This window comes from Suilimivivens aceti, from assembly GCF_025567405.1.
GTDB classification, from domain to species: Bacteria; Bacillota; Clostridia; order Lachnospirales; family Lachnospiraceae; genus Suilimivivens; species Suilimivivens aceti.
Map to the genome: position 1 here is coordinate 228780 of NZ_JAOQKJ010000004.1, position 21648 is coordinate 250427.

A 21648-nucleotide genomic window follows, 5' to 3' on the forward strand; every position below is an offset into this window, starting at 1 on the left:
AATGATTCTCCTCTCTTTTTTATGCCGGAACGATTCCAAGCGGTCTCTGGTACAGCCTGATGATCTCCGGTATGCTGCGTCCTTCCTTCAGAAGACAAAGCAGATGATGTTCTGCAAAGGAATACCAGCGGAAGGTTCTCTGTTTCTGTGAAACATTATAGTACACCTTCCAATACCCATTGCAGAGGTAACTGCCTCCCTTATGTAAGATAAAGCCTTCCACATCCTCTACCGGATATCCAAGCAGGATTCCCATTTCATGTGGAAAGTCTTTCATGCCCCTGCTGTAGGACTGGTATCTTCTGCGAAAACGGGCCAAAACCGCTGACAGGCTGATGCCCTCATGTCCTGCCCGCACACTGTCATAATCCGCTTTATACCCGGCCTTTACCAGCCATGCTTTTCTGTCCGGCTCTCCGAGCATCCTCTGCAGCCATTCCCGGTGATAAAGCAGGATAACCAGCCGTCCCTCTTCCTTCAGAAGAAGATACATACTGATGCTGCTGTCCTTCAGAAGCTCCCGTAACTGAAAAAGCTGTCCTTCAGGAATGATCAGCAGATTGGATACCTTAAGACCGGCGATCACAGGAGCACACTGTATGATCATCTGTACCTCCAGTCCCTCTGTTTCCATATGTTTTATCAGTTCCCATGTTTCTCTGCTCAATTCCTGCTCTCCCGAGTAAAAATTTCTCCACGGCTTTTAATAGTTAGTTCTGACTAACTATTCTTTTCAGAAAACGGCCAGAACCTCTTCTGGCCGTCCTCATGAAAAGTATGTCGGGCATTAATGGTTTGGTTAGTTACCACTAACTATTCTATCTGCAAGACATCCTTTTGTCAACTAATATTTTCTTCTGTTTTTGATTTCTTCATAAAGCACCTTGTAATTCTCATATCTGACCCGGCTGATATCGCCCCTTTCAAGGGCATCCTTTACCCCGCAGACCGGCTCGCTGATATGGGAACAGCCTGTAAATTTACAGTATTTCTCATAAGGTGTAAATTCCGGATAAAACCCCTGCAGCTCTTCCTTTTCCATCTCTCCAAGATTAAGGGATGTAAATCCCGGTGTATCAAAAATAAAGGTATCCTCGGAGAGTGCGAAGAGCTCTGCATGTCTCGTTGTATGCTTTCCTCTTTCAATCTTTCTGCTGATCTCGCCGGTTTCCATATTTGCCTGCGGATAAAGAGCATTGATGATCGTGGACTTGCCAACGCCACTTGGCCCTGCCACCACTGTGGTTTTGCCCTGCAGCCTCTCTCTGATCGTATCTATGCCTTCCTGCAGCTTTCCGCTGACAAAAAGCACTTCATAACCGCTTTTCCCATAAGCCTCGATCAGTTCCTGCTTTTCCTCTTCAGTGGCAATATCCTGCTTGTTAAAGCAGATCAGACAGGGAAGGGACTGCTCCTCCATGGTAATCAGAAAACGATCCAGAAGATTATAATTGGGATCCGGCTTCACGATAGCAAAGATCACAAGTGCCTGATCCACATTGGCGGATGCCGGACGGATCAGTGTGTTTTTTCTTGGCAGGATCTCTGTGATATTACCGGTCATTTTTTCCACGTCCACCGGCACCATCTCTACCAGATCTCCTACAAGCGGCTTTTTCTGTTCTTTCCGGAATATGCCCTTGGCCTTGCATTCAAACAATCCTAACGCTGTATAAACATAATAGAAGCCTGCAATTCCTTTGACGATCTTTCCCTGCATGCCCTACTCCTGTACAAAGTTTACTGCACGGCGGATCTCTTTATTCTCTGTCGATCCTTCCGTGGTTGTGACACTGCCGTCCTCATTTGTGATCGTGGAACCTTCTATCGTGTTCTGATACTGGAAAAGAATATAACCGGTACTGGTCTTGATCCCGGTAATATTCTGCTGTGCAATAGGGAATGAAGATGTCTGCGTACTCATCAGCTGCGTCCCGTCATCTGCCATCAGTGTCACTGTCACCGTTGTTCCCGATTTGTAATTAGGATCCTCCGCACTGGTTGGCGGTGTAATACTGTCTGTAAAACGGTAGGTTGCCTGCGCAGGGCCTGCACTGACATGAATATCTACCCTGGTACCCGCATCTACATAGGTTCCTGCAGAATAGCTCTGATAGCATACAAGTCCGAGATAATCTTTGTTATTGTTCGTAACCTCTGTTACACTGCCAAGCTGGAGACCGGCTTCCACCAGAATACTCATGGCCTCATCTTCACTTTTTCCCATCACATCCGGTACTGAAATCTTGGCATTTTCAATGCCTGTACTGATGCAGATCGTAACCGTAGCCCCGGAAAAAGCTTTACTTCCCCCTTCCGGTGACTGGCTGATGACATTTCCCTTCTGGATATACTGGTCAGCTGCAGATGTCTTCGATACCTGGAAGCCCTTCTGCTCCAGATTGGAAACTGCCTCCGCCTCTGAAAGTCCGACTACCTTTGGAACCTCGATCCCTTCTGATCCTGCACTGACTGTCAGTACGATGTTGGTTCCTTCATCTACCATTTCCCCTGCATTCGCACTGGCCTTGATGACAATGCCCTGCGCATACTGGGTATTTTCTTCATACTGGATCTCAGGTGTGAGGTTTATATTGAGCAGGGCAACCTTTACATCATCAATGTTCTTTCCAACGACATCGATCATTTCTACCTGCTTCTTTTCCTCTGTCACCTCTTCTTCACTGTCCTGGCCTCCTGTATGGAACAGACCGATCGCCCGCCCTGCCAGAAAGAGTATGATACAGCCGATGATAACGGCTGCCACGATCGCAAGGATCGTAGTCAGTCTTTCCATACCAGAAGTGGTTTCTTCTTCCTCATCATCCTCTTCCAGCTCTTCATCAATTTCATAGTCCTCATCAGGTTCATACTTTCTCCTGCTGTGATAAACGTCCTCCCGCTCCTTCTTTGGCGGCTGGGGCTGTGGCTTTGGCTTACGCTTTACCTGCTTCTTGCCGGAAGGCTGCTGTTTTTTCTTCTGTCCGGAGGGCTGCTGTTTTTTCTGCACATTTCTGCGCACCTCCTCTTCCTTACGAAGATGCATGGCTTCCTCAATGGAAGCGCCGGACTGCTTTTTGATCTGTGAATAATCCTTATCTGAGATCATTCTTGTGGATGCTTCCTCATCTGCATTGACCTGCTTGACAAAATTTTCATCAGGAGTCATCAGGGAACGCTTCAGATCCGTGATCAGCTCACCCATGGACTGATAACGTCTGTCCGGACTTTTCTGACAGCATTTGAATACGATCTGCTCTACACTGACAGGGATCTCTGGTACGAAATCTCTTGGAGAAGGCAGATCCTCCTGAATATGTTTAATGGCGATCGCCACTGTAGTTTCCCCGTTAAAGGGCACTCTGCCCGTCAGCATTTCAAAAATCGTGATTCCAAGGGAATAGATATCACTCCGTTCATCTGAATATCCACCTCTTGCCTGCTCCGGTGAGGTATAATGTACCGATCCCATCACATTGGAGGTAATAGTATTACTGGTTGCTGCCTTGGCAATACCAAAATCTGTTACCTTTACCTTGCCTTCCTTGGAGATCATAATATTCTGGGGTTTGATATCCCTGTGGATGATATGATTGTTATGGGCAGCTTCGATACCCATGCTCACCTGGATGGCAATACTGACTGCCTCCTTCACCGACAGTCTGGCCTTTTTCTCGATATACTTTTTGAGGGTGATCCCCTCTACAAGCTCCATGACAATATAATAAATACCGTCCTCTTCACCGACATCATATACATTCACGATATTGGGATGCATCAGGCCTGCTGCTGCCTGTGCTTCTATTCTGAATTTGGATACAAAATTGGCATTCTCACTGAATTCCTGCTTTAATACCTTCACTGCAATAAACCGGTTCAGCTTATGATCCTTTGCCTTGTAGACATCGGACATACCACCTGTACCGATCTTTTCCAGTATTTCGTATCTGTCTCCTATCATCATTCCTATCTTAATCATGTTTACCTCTCCATGCTTCGTGGGTCTTTAATCTTCGTTCTCTCTGGCGAACGCATCAATCAGAATTACCGCTATGTTATCTCTGCCGCCGTTCTGGTTGGCCGCATCGATCAGTCTCTCTGCTCTTTCCTCAATCGTACCCGGAGTCTTCAGTATCCTGCCGATCTCTTCATCCTCTAACATATTGGTCAGTCCGTCAGAGCACATAAGTATCAGATCTCCACTCTTCAGTTCTTCATGAAAGAAGTCAATCTCTATGGTATCTCTTGCACCAATTGCTCTGGTAATAATATTCTTATCCGGATGGTTTCTTGCTGCCTCTCTGTCAAGGCCTCCCATCCTGACCATTTCCTCCACCAGGGAATGATCTCTTGTAATCTGTCTTACTTCCTCATTAATGATATAAAGTCTGCTGTCACCTACATTTGCTACCTGCAGATATTTACCAAGAACGGTCGCTGCTACTACTGTAGTTCCCATACCATACAGGCTTTCATCTTCACGTGCTTTCCGTCTCACCTGATCATTGGCGATCCGGATTGCCCTGCTTAAAATACGGATGGGGCTCTGTTCAAAGCAGCCTTTGATCTCCCGTACCATGGTTTCCACTGTACACTTGGAAGCATAATCACCCGCCTGATGACCTCCCATACCATCTGCAACGATATAAACGTTCTTCAGGTTGCCTACAGCTTCATCTGATGAATATACAAAATCCTGATTCAATTTTCTTTTTCTGCCGATATCCGTTACAGAAAAGGACTTGATCACTTTCCTACCTCCTGTGGTGTCTCTTCTATATGTCTGCGCCGCAGCTGTCCGCAGGCACCATCAATATCTCTGCCCAGTTCTCTCCTAATTGTAGCATTATTTCCGGAGAGTTCAAGCGTCTTTTTAAACCGCAGAACGGCCTTCTCCTCTGACTGTACATAGTTTCTTTCCTTGATCGGGTTCACCGGGATCAGATTCACATGGCAGTTTAAGGGACTGATCAGGGCAATCAGTTCTCTGGCATCCTCCGGGGTATCATTCACCCCGCCTACCAGACTGTATTCAAAGGTAATCCGTCTTCCTGTCTGTTTAAAGTAATAGGCACAGGCCTCCATCAGCTCCTTTATGGAGTATTTATTAGCAATGGGCATAAGCTTTCTTCTCTTCTCATCTGTCGTCGCATGCAGGGAAAGTGCCAGTGTGATCTGCAGCTTTTCATCTGCAAGCTCCCTGATCTTTTCTACAATGCCACAGGTGGACACAGTCACATTTCTCTGACTGATGTTCAGCCCCTCTTCTGCTGTCAGAAGCTGCAGGAACCGGAGCAGATTGTCATAATTATCAAGAGGTTCCCCTGTTCCCATCACAACTACATTGGAAACCCTCTCACCTGTGATTCTCGTAATGGCATAGATCTGATCCAGCATCTCAGAGGGCAGGAGATTCCGCTCGAGGCCATCCAGGGTGGAAGCACAGAACCGGCATCCCATCCGGCACCCCACCTGTGAAGAAATGCAGACGCTGTTTCCATGCTTATAGCGCATGAAAACGCTCTCTACTACATTGCCGTCAGACAGTCCGAACAGATATTTCCTTGTTCCATCGATCTTTGAGATCTGTTCCCTGACGCAGACCAGGGAAGTATAGGTAAATCTCTCCCGGCATTTTTCCTTCAGTGCTGCCGGGATATTGGTCATTTCCTCATAATCCCCTGCCAGCTTCTGGTGCATCCACTGATATAGCTGTCCTGCCCTGAATTTCTTTTCTCCCATGGCTTCCATCTCAGCCGTCAGCTCCGGAAGTGTAAGTGACTTGATATCTGTTTTTTTCTCCGTTAAAAGACCTGACTGTTCCATCATGTCTGTTTATTCTCCTGTTTTTTCAGTCTGGCAATAAAAAAGCCGTCCGTCTCATGTACTCCGGGAATAAGCTGTAACATGCCATCTTTTCCCTCTTCCTTCAGTACCTCTGGCAGATACGGGGAAAGGGATTCCAGCCCGAAAGGGAACTGTCTGGTAAGCCACACTGCATTTTCTTCATTTTCTCCCTGGTTGATGGTACAGGTACTGTAAAGAAGTATACCGCCGGGCTTCACATAGGAAACAGCGTTTTTGAGGATCTCACGCTGCAGCGCCTTAAGGCTCTCAAGTCCCTCTTTTTTCGCATGATAGCGGATATCCGGCTTCTTTCCCATAATACCAAGTCCGGAGCAGGGAAGGTCTGCCAGTACCACGTCATAGACTTCTTTATCTTCCTCGCAGAAGATCCTGGCGTCTCCTTCTGAGACTTCCATATTCTGTATTTTCATTCTCTGCTGGTTTTCACGGATCAGTGCTGTCTTCTCCTCACTGATATCCCTGGAGACCACAAGTCCTGTCCCTTTCAGCTTCTGTGCTGCATGAATGCTCTTGCCTCCCGGTGCTGCGCAGAGATCAAGGATCCTGTCACCCTCCCGGATCCCGGCACATTCACAAACCAGCATACTGCTCACATCCTGCACCTGGAACAAGCCTTCCTCAAAGCCAGGGAGTGCCAAAAGCCCTTCTGCTCCTTCGATACAGTACGCATAAGGTAAATAAGGATGTGCCGACATCTTACAGCCGGTCTTTTCAATGGCTGAGATCAGCCTTTCCTTTTCAGATGCAGAAAGATCCTCTTTCAGTCTGATCGTCACAGGCTTTGTCTGCAGAAATGCTTCCAGCATCCTTCGTGTCTTCTCTTCTCCCTGCTCTTTCAGAAGCTTTTCAACAAGCCATGCAGGCATGGAAAACTTCACGGAAAGTGCCTTTACCAGATCTTTCTCTTCCTCCGGAAAACAGATCTGTTCTTTATTTCTGGCAATATTACGCAGTACCCCATTAACAAAGCCGGAAAGCTGGCGGAAGCCTCTTTTTCCTGCAAGCTTTACCGCTTCATTGCACACAGCCCGGTCCGGTACACTGTCCATGAACAGAAGCTGATATACACTGCTTCGCAGCAGATTCCGTATAAATGGTTTCATTTTGACTGTGGGCACTTTGGAGAACTGATCCAGCACATAATCGATCTGGATACATCTCTCCACGGTTCCCTCTACCAGCCGTTTTAAGAACGCCTTATCCCGGCTGTCTCTATAATTATATTTCTGAAGCACACTGCGGATCACCAGATGACAGTAGCTTCCTTCTTCCATAATCTCTGACAGCATATCCACTGCCAGCTCTCTTATATTTTCCAATCCGGTATGCCTTCCTAATCTCTGTCCCTTCTGCGGTTACTCAGCATCAGCAGTCGCAGCAGCTGTAAAACAGAAGAAGCTGCCGCAGCCACATAGGTGAGTGCTGCTGCCGTCAGTACATTTCTGCAGTCCCCAATCTCATCCGAAGACAGCATGCCATAGTCACGAAGCATGGAAAGCGCCCTTCTGGAAGCATTGAACTCTACCGGCAGTGTTACGATCTGGAACAGCACCGCCAGGGAAAAGATCCATACACCAAGCATGGCTAATGAAAAATAATCGCCATTTGGGAGCCGGAAGCCGATTCCAAGGATCAGTCCAAGGATAACGATAGGAAGACCAAGCTTTGAACCAAGATTTGCCGCCGGTACCAGAAGGGATCTCAGCTTCAGCGGCAGATATCCCTTTTGATGCTGCACAGCATGACCACACTCATGGGCTGCCACACCGATCGCTGCTACCGAATGGGAATCATATACCGCATCGGAAAGCCGCAGAACCTTTTTTGACGGATCATAATGATCTGTCAGATCTCCGCTGATATGCTGGATCGATACGTCATGGATCCCCGACATGGCAAGGATCCTCGCCGCTGCCTCTGCGCCTGTCATTCCGCTTCTGCTTCTGATCTTCGCATACTTTCTGTAGGTATTATTGACGTTGCTGCTTGCCAGCATACAAATAACAGCACCAATGATTACCAGAATATAAGTTGGGTCAAAACCATAATAATAGCCCATGTTTCATCTCTCCTTTTCTGATCCGCTTTTCTGATCAGTGTAATGCTTCTCCCACTTTTACCTCATAGCCCCTCATAAACTCCGCACAGCTCATCCGTTTCTTTCCCTCAGGCTGCAGGGATCTGATCCTCAGGGCACCCTCTCCTGTTGCCAGCGTAAAGGATTCCTTATCCATGGCGATCACTGTGCCGGGAACCGGATTTTCTGCATTTGCACATTCTGACACCACATCAGCTTCCCAGATTTTCAGTATCTTTCCTTTATAATGGGTAAAAGCACTGGGCCAGGGATTCAAGCCCCGGATCAGTCTTTCAATTGTCACGGCAGACTTCGCAAAGTCGATGTTTCCCATATCCTTTGTGATCTTTCCTGCGTAGGTTGCCAGTTCTTCCTTCTGTACCACAGGAGTAAGCTCTCCAGCCTCGATCTTGGGCAGAACTTCCACGATCAGCTCCGCACCAGTTTCCATCAATCTGTCAAACAGGCTGCCGCCGGTTTCCTTTTCATCAAGGACAACTTCCTTCTGCAGAAGAATATCTCCGGTATCCATTCCCTTTGCCATCTGCATGATGGTCACTCCGGTCTTCTCTTCCCCGTTGATCACACACCACTGGATCGGCGCTGCTCCCCGGTAAGCCGGAAGGAGGGAGGCATGGATATTGATACAGCCAAGCCTTGGCATATTTAAAATTTCTTCTGATAACAGCTGTCCGAAAGCTGCCACTACGAAGATATCTGCCGGATACTTCCTAAGTTCCTCTACGGCATCCTTTTCTTTGATTTTCAAAGGCTGCAGCACCGGAATGCCATAGGACAGGGCGCATTCCTTCACCGGTGAATACTGCACCTCCCGGCCTCTTCCTTTCTGTCTGTCAGGCTGTGTCACTACTGCCGTCACTTCGTGTCCGGCTTTCAGGATCGCCTCAAGCGGCGCTACCGCAAAATCCGGTGTTCCCATATAAATAATCTTCATCCGAACCTCTCCTTACATTACTGCTCCGGGCTTTCTGTACTCATCAGTTCGCCCTCTACCTTTTCCACATAAAGGTGACCGTCCAGATGATCGATCTCATGGCAGAAAGCTCTTGCCAGCAGCTCTGTTCCTTCAATTTCAAAGGGCTTCATCTCTTCATCATAAGCTCTGACCTTTACATAATTCGGTCTTGTTACCACGCCGGTCTTACCCGGCAGGGAAAGGCAGCCTTCATTGCCGGTCTGTTCTCCGCTTGTCTCGATAATAACCGGATTGATCAGCAGGATCGGATCCTCTCCTGTTACGTCAATGACTACGATCCGCTTCAGGATTCCCACCTGAGGCGCTGCCAGTCCGACTCCGTCTGCATCATACATGGTCTCAAACATGTCTTCGATCAGCTCCGCGATTCTTTCCGTTACCTCTGTGACCGGCTTACAGGTCTTGTTTAAAACCGGATCACCCATTTCCCTGATATTTCTGATTGCCATTCCTCTCCATCCCTTCTGTCGTCAATATGTGTTTACCGGGTCAAAATCAAACTGTACAAATGCGCTGTTTCCCGGCAGATTTTTTCTGTAGTTTTCTGTCAGCTCCTTATAGATCAGCAGTTTCTGATAATCCTTTTCCTTACAGTATATCACAAAACGATATATATCATTTATTTTGGAGACTGCAGCTTTCGACGGTCCGATAACAGAACCATCTGATCTGCCGCTTTCTTCCTGATAGTTTCTGAGGATCCTGCCTGTTTCTTCTGCTGCCGCGAGAGCCTGCCCTTCCTCCTTTGAAGTAAACAGGATCGCCAGCAGATGCTCTGCCGGGGGATATCCCATAAGCTCACGATATCCCATTTCCTCTTCATAAAAAGCCTCGTAGTCCTGGTTTGCAGCAAGGGTAATGCTGTAATGATCCGGCTGATAGGTCTGTATCACTACCTCTCCCTTCCTTACCCCTCTCCCGGCTCTGCCTGCCGCCTGGGTCAGAAGCTGAAAGGTTCTCTCCCCGCAGTGATAATCACTGTCATTTAAGGAAAGATCCGCTGCCAGCACGCCCATCAGCGTCACCTTTGGGAAATCATGTCCCTTTACGATCATCTGGGTTCCAAGGAGAATATCTGCTTCCTCCCCGGCAAAGGAAGAAAGAATCTCCTCATAGCTTCCTTTTCTCCGGGTCGTATCTGCATCCATACGGAGCACTCCTGCCCCCGGAAATCTCTTCCTGATCTGATCCTCGATCTGCTGGGTTCCCGCCTTAAAGCCCAGGATATAGGGCGATCCACAGGACGGGCACTTCTTTGGCTCCTGCATTTCATATCCGCAGTAATGACATACTAATTTTCCACCTCTGTGCTGTGAAAGAGATACATCACAGTGGGGACACTTCATCACGAGTCCGCAGGATCTGCAGGACACAAAGCCTGCATAGCCTCTCCGGTTCAGGAACAGCATGATCTGTTCCTTTCTGGATAGTCTGTCCTCTATCAGCTCCTGCAGCTTTCTGCTGAAAATAGAGCGGTTGCCCTCCTTCAGCTCTTTTCTGAGATCCACGACTGAAACATCTGCCAGCCTGCCGCCTGTCAGTCTCCTTGTCAGGGTAAAGAGCTCATATTCGCCCTTTTTTGCCCTGCTGTAAGCCTCCAGGGAAGGTGTGGCAGAGCCAAGCACAAGACTGGCTCCTTTAAGAGAAGCAAGGTACTCTGCGGTTTCCCTTGCATGATATCTTGGCATGGTCTCACTTTTATAGCTCGGCTCGTGTTCCTCATCGATCACGATCATGCCAAGCTTTTCAAAAGGTACAAACAGAGCTGATCTTGGCCCTATGATCACATCAATCTCACCTTTTCTTGCCCGCTCACACTGGTCGTACCTCTCCCCCTCGGAAAGACTGGAGTTTAAGACCGATACCCGGTCTCCAAACCGTTTGTAAAAACGAAGCAGGGTCTGATAGGTCAGGGCAATTTCAGGGATCAGCATGATACACTGTCTTCCTCTTTTTACCGTTTCCTCTATGAGGGAAAGATATACCTCTGTTTTGCCGCTTCCGGTAATACCATGGATCAGGTAGGTTTTACAGATCCCCGCATCCCTGTCAGCGATCACTGTATCTACGATCGCCTGCTGCTCGTTGCTGAGTTTTTTTTCTTCCCTCCTGCCGGTTTCCAGTCGTACCGGATTACGATAATAGCTCTCTGTCTCTACTGTAATCACCTGCTGTGAGATCAGGCTTTTTATAGTCGATGGTGCTATATGGAGTTTTCCTGTCACCAGTTCATAAGGAAGCTTTTTTTCTTCTGTCAGCGCTGCCAAAAACCTTGTCTTTCCCGTCTGATGCTTCCTTATGCTCTCTGCAAGAAGTGAACGGATCTCTTCCCCGGTCATCTGCCGTACGATCGTTTTCTTTTCCTTCGCCTTTACTTCCCTCTTCACAGGAAGCACTGTCTTCAGGGCAGCGATCATAGTGGAGCCATAGGTTTCTTTCAGAAAGACTGCCAGCTTCAACGCATCCTCTGACGGAGAAACCTTCTGCTTTGACAGGCTGTAGATCTCTTTCATTTTTTCTTCGTCAAACTCTGCCTGATCTGTGATCTCCACCACATAACCGGCCGTAAGACGGTTTCCCCTTCCAAAGGGCACCATCACACTGGTTCCCACAAGCACCGTCTCTCTTAAGGCTTCCGGTATTTTATATTGAAAGGTCCGATCTACCTTTTCATGGGAAATGTCAATAATGACATCCGCATATTTCTTTTCCTTCATGCCATTCTCCCGGAAGGGTCAGCTCCTGTCTGCCCTCTCCTGCAGGATCTCTGCAATCAGGACTCTTTCATCCATAGGATACTTGACCCCTTTGATCTCCTGATAATCCTCATGTCCCTTTCCAGCAAGAACGATAATATCTCCCGGCTGTCCATGATCGATCGCATAAGCGATCGCCTCCTTCCGGTCGCAGATTTCAATATATTTTCCATCTGTTTTATCAATCCCTGTCTTAATATCAGCCATGATTGCAAGCGGTTCTTCAAATCTTGGATTATCCGAAGTAATGATCGTTAAATCAGCCAGCCTTCCGCTGACCTCTCCCATCTCATACCGGCGGAGTCTGGAGCGGTTACCGCCACAGCCAAATACACAGACAAGTCTTGCTGGATGATATTCCTTCAGGGTGGAAAGAAGACTATTCAGACTCATGGCATTGTGCGCATAATCAATGATCAGGGTAAATTTGTCAGAAACCGGCACCATCTCGATCCTGCCCTTTACATGAGCCTTCAGAAGTGCCTCTTTGATCTTCGGGATCTCTACCCTGAAATGTCTGCAGACAGCGATCGCCGTCAGTGCATTATACACACTGAATCTGCCTGGTGTCGGTACCTCCACCTCGAAGTCCATCTTTCCTTTTACATGGAAATCAACCCCAAGCTCTCCCGGCTTGTCAATCAGCTTCAGATCCTCCGCATAAAGATCTGCTGTCTTGTCAAAGCCATAGGTTTCCAGATCACAGGTATGCCCCTTAAGTACTGCTTCCATGTGTTCGTCATCCTTATTGACGATCCCATGACGGCACTGTTTGAACAAAAGTCCCTTGCATGCCTGGTATTCTTCAAAGCTCGCATGCTCGTTCGGTCCGATATGATCAGGCTCAAGATTGGTAAAAATACCTACTTCAAAAACAAAGCCCTGGGTTCTGTGGAGCTTGAGTCCCTGGGATGCCACTTCCATGACTACAATCTCTATGCCTGCATCCACCATCCTCCGGAAGGTTTCCTGCAGAACGAAGGATTCCGGCGTGGTGTTTTTGGACGGAATATGGGTATCCCCTATGATCGTTTCGATCGTTCCGATCAGTCCCACTTTATATCCTGCACTCTCCAGAATAGATTTGATCAGATAAGTACTCGTCGTCTTACCCTTGGTTCCCGTGATGCCGATGACCTTCAGCTGGTCTGCAGGGTGCCCGAAATATGCTGCAGCGATAAATGCCATGGCATATCTGGTATCCTCCACCCTGATCACGGTTACATCACTGTCCTTTGGTATCTCTGCGTCCTTCTGCACGACCAGTACAGAAACGCCTTTCTCAAGAGCCTCTGGTATATAGCTGTGTCCGTCTGTATTGTATCCACAGATACAGATGAACAGACATCCTTCTTTTATCTTTCTGGAGTCGTATACAACCTCATTTACACATTTGTCCACATTGCCCCTGACACACTCATAAGACAGTCCTGCCAGCAGGTCTCTGCAGCAATACTCTTTTTCCGTCATTTTCATTCTCCTTTTTTGCCAGCTATCCTTATAATAAAATAGCATGCCTGTCGTGTTTTTTCAACTGTGGGGTTGTTTTCTGACGCACTGCAGACTTATCCATTACAGACAAAGCAAAACCCCCGGGGGATACCGGGGGTTTGCTTTTCTTATGAGGGGGGAGATAGTGAGTTGTTCAACTATCTTGATTATTATAATACCCAGTAAATGTGTACAAATTGTGACTACTTCCTAATAAAAGTATAAAATCAAAATTAAGAAAAAATAAATAGGTTCTCCACTGTCACCTTCTGCATCAGTTCTTCCGCAAATTCTTTGGAAAACACGCCGTTCTCTGCTGTTGTTGCATTCGCTGCCGAAATCGCTGCCGCCTTCACAAGTGCCGTCTTTGCATCTTCTCCTGCAAGCACAGACATGGCAAGGGATGCCACTGCGGTATCACCGCAGCCAACCGTATTGACTGCCTTGATCTTCGGCGGTCTTGCCGCGATCCTTTCTGTTTCTGATATATAAAGAAGTCCTTTTTCTCCCATGGAAACGACTACGCTGTGGACACCTTCCCGGCAAAGCATAAGTGCAGCCTCCGTGATCTCTTCCCTGTTCCTTAGGCTTCTTCCTGTAAGATATTCCAGTTCCTTTGTGTTTGGCTTAATCAGGAAAGGCTTTCCTTTGATTCCTTCCCGGAGGCTTTCCTTACTGGTATCAAGGATCACCCTTTTCCCAAAGGAGGAAGCTTTTTCGATCAGCTCCCTGTATATATCCGGGCTGATGCCAGGAGGCACACTGCCGCTCATTACCACAAGCTCCGTATCTGCAAGTGCCTTCTCATAATCTTCCCGGAATCTAGAAAGCTCCGTTTCTGTGACCACCGGACCAGGCTCCAGGATTTCTGTCACATAACCGTCCCCTGTGATCAGGTTGGTATTGGTTCTGGTGCTTTCGGAAATCTGTGTAAAGGCACATTCTGCCGGAAACTGTCTGACTCTGTTTTCAATAAAAATACCTGTATGTCCCCCAAGGAATCCCATGGCTCTCACCGGAAATCCATAACCGGCCAGCACCCTCGTGACATTAATTCCCTTTCCTCCCGGAAGATTTCTGACCCTGTCCATACGATTAACCTGTCCAGGGCACATCCGTTCCCCGAAGCAGGTTTTATCTAAAGCCGGATTGAGTGTTATTGTTGTGATCATACATTTCCCTCCCTAACAGTAATACTGCATGACGATCTGGATACTTTCCCGTCCCATATACCGGTTGATCTCCGGATAATAGACCATACTGACCGTAAGCCCTTCAAAGCTCCTGCTGCCACTGTACAGCGCCTCCTTTTCATGCTCTCCGTACGTTTCACTAAGGAACCTGTCCAGCTTCTCCATATCTCCAAAATAAATCATATCATATCCACTGCCGCTTTCATCTGCAATTCTGAATTTTCCAACATTTCTGTTCTTACCCAGAATCTTCCCGGATAACAGGCGTACATTTTTCTGCGCAAATACGGGCTTTGGATTTCCTGCTCCAAAAGGTTCTAAAAGCGACAGCTCCTTTACAAAACGATTATCGGCATAGGATAACGGCATCGGAACATCTATATGTACAACTTCTCTGAAATCCTCCTCTGTCAGGGTGGAATTTTCATTCAGCCTTTTCCTGAGCTCATTTAAATCTCCCTCACCTGCCAGGGAAAATCCGGCTGCCATCTTATGGCCGCCAAATTTCGTAAACAGCTCCCGGCACTTTGACAGCTCCTCATACATGGAATAAGCTTCGATGGATCGTCCGCTTCCCTTGATCCCTTCCTCTGCCCTTGTCGCAACCAGTACAGGCTTATGATATTTTTCCTTCAGCCTTCCTGCTATGATCCCTGCAATGCTTTCATGACAGTCCGGCAGATATACCACAAGTACCGGATCCTGCTCTCTGCCTTCCGCCTCCAGCATACGGACTGCTTCACTGACACCATCCTCTGTCATCTGTTTACGACTGTCATTCAGGCTTTTCAGGTCATAGGCCTCTGTTACTGCTTTTTTGAAATCCGTCTCCTCAAATAATCTGAGTGCCCTGTCAGCACTGTCCAGCCTTCCTGTCGCATTCAGACAGGGTCCAAGGATAAAGCCTGCGTGATAAGGAGACAGCTCCTTATCCATCAGGTCATTGACCTGCAAAAGAGCCAGAAGCCCCGGATTCTCCGTTTCCTTCATCTGCTGCATGCCATACTTCACAATGATACGGTTCTCGTCACGAAGCTCCATCACATCACAGACCGTAGCCAGTGCTGCGAAAGGAAGGAGCTCTTTCTGCAGGGACTTTTTCTTTTCTTCCTCTCCTGACTTTTCACAGAGGGCTTCTATCAGCTTATAGGCGATAAGGGCACCGCAGATTCCCTTAAAATGGCTGGTATCCGCACTCTGCTTGGGATCCACCACCACATCTGCCGGCGGCAGATGATATTCCTTATTCCCGTTTTCTTCTGTATAGGGCACCTCATGGTGATCTGTCACAATCACGGTCATTCCATAATCTCTGGCAAGACTGATCTCTTCAAAAGCCGCGATGCCATTGTCACAGGTGAGGATCGTGTCCACCTCATCCTCTCTGGCATTTTCGATCAGGCTGATGTTTAGCCCGTAGCCATCCCGGATCCGGTGTGGAATCACACGATCCGCCTTTCCGGAAAGTGCCTGGATCCCACGGCATAGAATATAGGTACTGCAGATCCCGTCTACATCATAATCTCCGATCACACGGATCTTTTTCCCCTCCCGGATCTTTAAAAGCAGCAATTCTGCCGCTTTCTCCATTCCATACAAGGCAAAAGGTGAGGGTCTGTCAGCCAGAGTCCCCTTCAGGAACAGACGGATCTCCTCATCTTCTGTCAGATCCCGGTTTCTCATGATCCTGGCAAGCACCGGTGTAATCCCATATTTCTGTGCAATCGCATTAAAATCAGCCTTTTTGGCTGCCACCATCCATTTTTCCACGTCTTCTCCTTACTTCTCAGAAAGGAAAAGGCAGGGACATTCTGCCATTCAGAATATCCTTGCCTTTTCAGATCTATTTCAGATTCTTTTATTTATTCTTTTTAGCGAAGCACTTTCTCAGCACTAACCACAGGGAACCTGCGATGCATACAGAAGAATAAGCACCACAGAGGATACCTACCATCAGCGGCAATGCAAATTCCTTCACGCTTGTCACGCCAAAGATATAGAGCATGGCAACCATGATAAAGGTGGTCAGGGAAGTAAAGATACTTCTTGACAGAGTCTGTGTGATACTGGTATCTACAATAGGCTCAAGACCATCCTTCTGGCTCATGCTTCTCATATTCTCACGGACACGGTCGAAGATAACGATGGTCGCATTGATGGAATAACCTACGATCGTCAGCATGCAGGCAATAAATGTAGTACCTACAGATACCTTTGCTACTGCATAGAAGGTCAGCACAACCAGCACATCATGGAGCAGACAGAGTACGGAGCTTGCACCAAAACGTACATCCTTGAAACGGAGCCATACATAGATCAGCATAAATACCGCTGCTACCAGCACAGCTACGATGGATTCCTGCTTCATTTCATTACTGATGGTGGAGCTGATGGTTTCCGCTGTGATCTTCTCTCCGTCAACCTCAAAATTATCTGTCATGGCATCCTTAAAGGACTCACGCTCTTCCTGTGTCAGGGATCTTGTCTTGAAAATAACCTCATTGGTTCCGTCGATCTTCTGTGTCTGTACATTACCGTCACCGGTAATATCCTCGATCAGTGGAACTACCCTGGAATCAATATCTGCAAGGCTCATATCCTCATTGAAGGTAACACTTGTAGAAGTACCGCCAACGAACTCAAGGCTGTAATTCAGAGGGTTTCCTGTCTGTGCCTTATTCACGCCCATAAAGACGAAGCCTGCAATGATCACGGCAAGGGAAGCGGTAAAGAAAACTGCCTTCTTCTTTGTGAACTGAACTGCCTTTCTCTCTCTTGCTACGCCATACAGCTTCGGATTTGTAAGCCCAAGGGCAAAGAATGCTTTCATGATCAGCTTAGTCACTACCATAGCTGTAAACATGGATAATACAATACCAAGTGCCAGTGTATAGGCGAATCCCTTAACAGTACCGGAACCCATCACTGCCAGCACTGCTGCAGCGATCAGGGTGGTGATATTTCCATCGATGATAGCAGACTGAGCTTTCTTGAAGCCAATATCGATCGCTGTCTTTACCGTTCTGCCCTCTGCCAACTCCTCGCGGATCCTGGCAAAGATAATAACGTTGGCGTCTACTGCCATACCTACCGAAAGAATAATACCTGCGATACCGGGCAGGGTTAATGTAATATCAAAACCATTCAGAAGAATGATGATCAGCTCTACATAAAGCGTCAGTGCAAGACTGGCTGCCACACCGGAAATGTAATAAACCGCGATCATGAATACAACAATGATAGCAAAACCGATCAGACCTGCCTTGATGCTGGTAGCGATTGCTTCTCCACCAAGCTGTGCACCTACCACCTTGGAATGAAGCTCCTCCAGCTCAACCTTCAGACCACCGATACGGATAGTGGACGCAAGCTGCTCTGCGCTTTCATAATCAAAGTTACCACTGATCTGCGCCTTACCATCTGTCAGGGCTGCCTGTACCCTTGGAGCACTGATGATCTGTCCATCATAATAGATACCAAGCGTTTCGCCCTTCTTGTATGCTCTTGTAGTTGCATCTGCAAACTTTTTGGTTCCCTCTGTTGTCATGGTAAGATCAACAACAACCTCAGAATTGTTCATATTGTCTGTAGCAGTCGCTGCCTGGGCATCCTTGACATCCGTACCGGAAAGAGGTGCACTGCCCTCTGCCACGATCGTATCAATATCCTTGGTCAGCATATAAACCACATTGCCGCTTGCATCCATGGTTGCCTGATAGTTGGCATTGCCATCCTCATCTGTTTCGTAGATGAAATACAGGGAACCGGGTTTGCCAAGCTCTGCCAGAATGGCATTGGCATCTGTTACACCGGGGATCTCGATATTGATCCTGTCATCCCCCTCCTGATACACAACAGCTTCTGTACTGTAATTCTCTACACGCTTCTGCAGCTTGTAGATCGTATCTGCCATATCCTCGCTGCTCGGCTTTTCTTCGCCTACTGCCTGATAGGTGATGCTCACACCGCCTGCCAGATCAAGACCAAGCTTAATGTCTGATGCAGAACCGGATCTGTCTGTTCCGATCCCTTCTGTTGCTGTGTATCCGAGACCGCCAAGAAGCAGCACCAGAACGATCAGCACAATGATTGCTCTACTCTTTTTCATTTTTATTCTCCTTCTTCTTCGGCCAGCGCCGCTTTTATCATGATCGCACACTCTATGCGCTTTCTCTGCAATTCACATCCGATATCATAGGCATCGTTGATGCTTCCATGGAAATTGTAGGAGTTTGCGGCACAGCCGCCGCTGCAGTAGAACTTGGCAAAGCATTTCCTGCATTTGTCCTTCGCATAAACATTGCATGTCTTAAACTCGTCACGGATGTCGGTTCTTGTAATACCCTCATCCACATTTCCCATTAGGAACTCCTCATGACCCACAAACTGATGACAGGGATAAAAATCACCCCAGGGTGTCACAGCCAGATACTCGGTGCCTGACCCACAGCCTGACAGCCTCTTGGCCACGCAGGGACCACCCTTCAGATCTATCATGAAATGGAAGAAATTCACACCTCTTCCTTCCTTCTTTCTCTTCAGAAGTTCTCTGGCCAGTTCATCGTACTCTTCGAGAATAGCCGGAATATCCTCTTCCGTGATGGCATAGCTTTCCTCCGGTGCTGCCACAACAGGCTCCACGGAGATCTGTTCAAAGCCAAGATCTGCCAAATGCTTCACATCCTCTGCAAAATCCAGATTATTATGGGTAAAGGTTCCTCTGACATAATAGTTCATCTGGTTTCTGCTCTCTGCCAGCTTCTTAAACTTGGGAACAATAGTATCATAGCTTCCCTGTCCGCCTCTGTGAGGACGCATCAGATCATTGATCTCCTTACGTCCGTCGATACTGAGTACCACATTGGACATCTCCTGATTCAGGAAATCCATGATCTCATCATTTAACAGGATACCGTTGGTCGTCAGGGTAAAGCGGAACTTCTTGTTATTCGGTTTCTCAAGGCTCCTGCCATAAGCTACCAGATCCTTCACGACCTGCCAGTTCATCAGTGGCTCCCCGCCAAAAAAGTCCACCTCCAGGTTGACACGGTTTCCAGAATTTGCCACCAGAAAATCCAGTGCCTTCTTACCGACCTCATAGCTCATCAATGCTCTTCTTCCATGATACTCCCCTTCCTCTGCAAAGCAATATCTGCAGGCAAGGTTACAGTCATGGGCAATATGGAGACAGAGTGCCTTGACAACAGTCTGTCTGCCCTTAAAGTCAGTAATATATTTTTCGTAAATATCCTCTGTATAGAGTAATCCCGCATCCTTCAGTTCAAGAACCTCTAAAAGAGCTTCCCTGATATCAGCCTCTTCATATTGATCCTTCAGGGCAGAAAGGACTGTTTCTTCCAGTTCTTTTCCCTCTCTGGACGTACAAAGAGCCTCTTCTACAGCCGGGATCACATCATAGACTACGTCATCTACCACGTGGACAGATCCGCTGTTCACATCCAGTACGATGTTGTAGCCATTGTTTTTGTATTGATGTATCACGTTTCTGTTTCCTTTCCTGTGCGATATTGTGTAAGCTTGGAAACGTAGAATAAGCAGCGATGATCCACCGCTGCTTACATACCTTATCTACTTGTTGATAAATACCGCACCTTCACTCCGCTTTTCAGAGATTATTTTGCATGCTCGCAGCTCTGGTTTCCTACAGTACAGCTTGTTTTGCAAGCTGACTGACAGGATGTCTGGCACTCGCCGCAGCCGCCCTTCTTCATGGATTCCTTTAAGTCTCTCGTTGTTAATGTCTTAATACGCTTCATAATCTTATCTCCTTAAAAGCAAATTTCTCTTTCCAAACCGGTATCAATATACCGACATTATTTGATATTATAGCATAGGTCATTCCTTGCTGACAAGAGGAATCTCTTCCGCCTTTTCCTTTTTCTCGTCAGGCAGTGTCATCAGCACATTGACGATCCTGTTCTGCCTGATGTCTCCTGTCTTCAGGATGATCCCGTCCGGCAGTGTGATCGTCTCCCCGATCTCAGGCAATCTGTCAAGACTCTCGATCAGCAGGCCACCAATGGAATCATAGTCCTCTGAATGCAGCTCTGTACCAAGCTCATCATTGATATCATCCAGCTTCATGCTGCCTTCTACCAAATAGGTTCTTTCTCCCTTTTTCTGGATCTGCTCTTCTTCATCCTCATCATATTCATCCCGGATCTCCCCGACGATCTCTTCCAAAAGATCCTCCAGAGTGATCATGCCGACAGTTGCACCGTACTCATCCAGCACAAAAGCCACATTGATCCGCTTTTCCCGCATTTCCAGCATCAGATCAGCTGTCTTTTTGAATTCATATGTATAATAGGCTTCCCTGATGATATCCTTAATATGGAAATTGCTTCTCTCTTCCACCAGGATAAAGTCCTTGATATTGATCAGACCAATGATATTGTCCTTATCCCCACTGTAAACGGGAATTCTCGTATACATACATTCCCGGAACAGTGCCATCACCTCTTCATAGCCTGCGTCCTCGCTGATGCTTGCCATATCGATCCTTGGGATCATGATATCCTTGGCTACCGTATCTGAAAAATCAAATACATTATAGATCAGCTCTCTTTCCTCTGATTCGATCACACCGTCCTCATGACTGACTTCCACATAGGTACGCAGTTCCTTCTCCGTCATAGCGGTATGTAGATCCTTATCCATATGGAACAGCTTTTTCATTCCCTCTGTAATGGCATCCACCACGAAGATCACCGGTGTCATTACCTTCATCAGTCCCGATATGACCGGTGCATAAAAAAGAGTCAGGCTCTCTGAATAAGCCGCAGCTGCATTTTTAGGCATGATTTCACCTAGGAACAGGATAAAAACCGTCAGGATTCCTGTTGCGATTCCTACCGTCAGATTAATTTTGATTGCAAGGGTAGTAGCCAGTGATGAAGCTGTCAGATTCACGATATTATTACCGATCAGAATGGCGCTCAGCATCTTTCCATACTGTTCCAGAACAGAAAGGGCTGTTTTCGCACGTTTGTTGCCTTCCTCTGCCATTGCCTTAAGACGCACCCTGTTCACCGTAGTCAGTGCTGTCTCTGCAGAAGAAAAGAATGCAGAAAGCATGATAAGAATTAAAATAATAATCAGTTGTATGACACCATCGGTATCCAAAATTTAAATCACTCCTTGTTTTTAATATAATGAATAAAATATACAATACAGAGGTATTACCTGTCAAGTTCACTCATATCATTTAAGTGTAAAGATTATGTAATTTCTGAAACAGGAGGC

At 47.2% G+C, this 21648-nt stretch carries 17 protein-coding genes; all 17 read right to left on the reverse strand.

Annotated features, from left to right (window positions below):
• Window positions 1–19: 19 nt before the first annotated feature.
• The 17 genes from OCV77_RS06325 to OCV77_RS06405 all read right to left on the reverse strand — a co-directional run bounded on the left by OCV77_RS06325 (window position 20) and on the right by OCV77_RS06405 (window position 21528).
• On the reverse strand, window positions 20–667 hold the full coding sequence (locus tag OCV77_RS06325; RefSeq protein WP_262574091.1) for a DUF3793 family protein: 648 nt from the start codon (window positions 665–667) through the stop codon (window positions 20–22).
• Window positions 668–844: 177 nt separating this feature from the next.
• Complete coding sequence (gene rsgA, locus OCV77_RS06330; RefSeq protein WP_262574092.1) at window positions 845–1720, reverse strand: ribosome small subunit-dependent GTPase A; 876 nt, start codon at window positions 1718–1720, stop codon at window positions 845–847.
• A gap of 3 nt (window positions 1721–1723) precedes the next feature.
• Entirely contained in the window at window positions 1724–3979 is a 2256-nt protein-coding gene (pknB, locus tag OCV77_RS06335) for a Stk1 family PASTA domain-containing Ser/Thr kinase (protein WP_262574093.1), read from the reverse strand.
• A 27-nt stretch (window positions 3980–4006) separates the two neighbouring features.
• Window positions 4007–4750 (reverse strand): Stp1/IreP family PP2C-type Ser/Thr phosphatase, encoded by a 744-nt coding sequence (locus tag OCV77_RS06340; protein WP_317246625.1) that lies wholly within the window; start codon window positions 4748–4750, stop codon window positions 4007–4009.
• Window positions 4747–5829: a dual-specificity RNA methyltransferase RlmN gene (gene rlmN, locus OCV77_RS06345; RefSeq protein WP_262574094.1), complete on the reverse strand. Its 1083-nt coding sequence runs from the start codon at window positions 5827–5829 to the stop codon at window positions 4747–4749. The genes OCV77_RS06340 and rlmN overlap by 4 nt, the downstream gene beginning before the upstream one ends.
• Window positions 5826–7187 (reverse strand): 16S rRNA (cytosine(967)-C(5))-methyltransferase RsmB, encoded by a 1362-nt coding sequence (gene rsmB / locus OCV77_RS06350; protein WP_262574095.1) that lies wholly within the window; start codon window positions 7185–7187, stop codon window positions 5826–5828. Before rsmB ends, rlmN begins: the two co-directional genes overlap by 4 nt.
• Before the next feature lie 14 nt (window positions 7188–7201).
• Window positions 7202–7927 (reverse strand): zinc metallopeptidase, encoded by a 726-nt coding sequence (locus OCV77_RS06355; RefSeq protein ID WP_118797726.1) that lies wholly within the window; start codon window positions 7925–7927, stop codon window positions 7202–7204.
• A 34-nt stretch (window positions 7928–7961) separates the two neighbouring features.
• Window positions 7962–8900 carry a methionyl-tRNA formyltransferase gene (gene fmt, locus OCV77_RS06360; RefSeq protein WP_262574096.1) on the reverse strand — a complete coding sequence of 313 codons (939 nt, stop codon included), beginning with the start codon at window positions 8898–8900 and terminating at the stop codon, window positions 7962–7964.
• Between the two features lie 17 nt (window positions 8901–8917).
• Complete coding sequence (def, locus tag OCV77_RS06365) at window positions 8918–9391, reverse strand: peptide deformylase (RefSeq protein WP_118797724.1); 474 nt, start codon at window positions 9389–9391, stop codon at window positions 8918–8920.
• Window positions 9392–9412: 21 nt separating this feature from the next.
• Window positions 9413–11659, reverse strand: coding sequence for a replication restart helicase PriA (priA, locus tag OCV77_RS06370; RefSeq protein WP_262574098.1), 2247 nt, complete (start codon window positions 11657–11659; stop codon window positions 9413–9415).
• A gap of 18 nt (window positions 11660–11677) precedes the next feature.
• A complete protein-coding gene (locus tag OCV77_RS06375) occupies window positions 11678–13168 on the reverse strand; it encodes a UDP-N-acetylmuramoyl-L-alanyl-D-glutamate--2,6-diaminopimelate ligase (protein WP_262574099.1) in 1491 nt (496 codons plus the stop codon).
• A 254-nt stretch (window positions 13169–13422) separates the two neighbouring features.
• Window positions 13423–14361, reverse strand: coding sequence for a 1-phosphofructokinase (gene pfkB, locus OCV77_RS06380; RefSeq protein ID WP_262574100.1), 939 nt, complete (start codon window positions 14359–14361; stop codon window positions 13423–13425).
• Window positions 14362–14373: 12 nt separating this feature from the next.
• A complete protein-coding gene (recJ, locus tag OCV77_RS06385) occupies window positions 14374–16152 on the reverse strand; it encodes a single-stranded-DNA-specific exonuclease RecJ (protein ID WP_118797720.1) in 1779 nt (592 codons plus the stop codon).
• A gap of 88 nt (window positions 16153–16240) precedes the next feature.
• On the reverse strand, window positions 16241–18490 hold the full coding sequence (gene secD, locus OCV77_RS06390; RefSeq protein ID WP_262574102.1) for a protein translocase subunit SecD: 2250 nt from the start codon (window positions 18488–18490) through the stop codon (window positions 16241–16243).
• Window positions 18491–18492: 2 nt separating this feature from the next.
• Window positions 18493–19884, reverse strand: coding sequence for a thioether cross-link-forming SCIFF peptide maturase (gene scfB, locus OCV77_RS06395; RefSeq protein ID WP_118797718.1), 1392 nt, complete (start codon window positions 19882–19884; stop codon window positions 18493–18495).
• A gap of 131 nt (window positions 19885–20015) precedes the next feature.
• Entirely contained in the window at window positions 20016–20159 is a 144-nt protein-coding gene (gene scfA / locus OCV77_RS06400; protein WP_118797717.1) for a six-cysteine ranthipeptide SCIFF, read from the reverse strand.
• 79 nt (window positions 20160–20238) lie between these two features.
• On the reverse strand, window positions 20239–21528 hold the full coding sequence (locus OCV77_RS06405; protein WP_262574103.1) for an HlyC/CorC family transporter: 1290 nt from the start codon (window positions 21526–21528) through the stop codon (window positions 20239–20241).
• Window positions 21529–21648 lie beyond the last annotated feature (120 nt).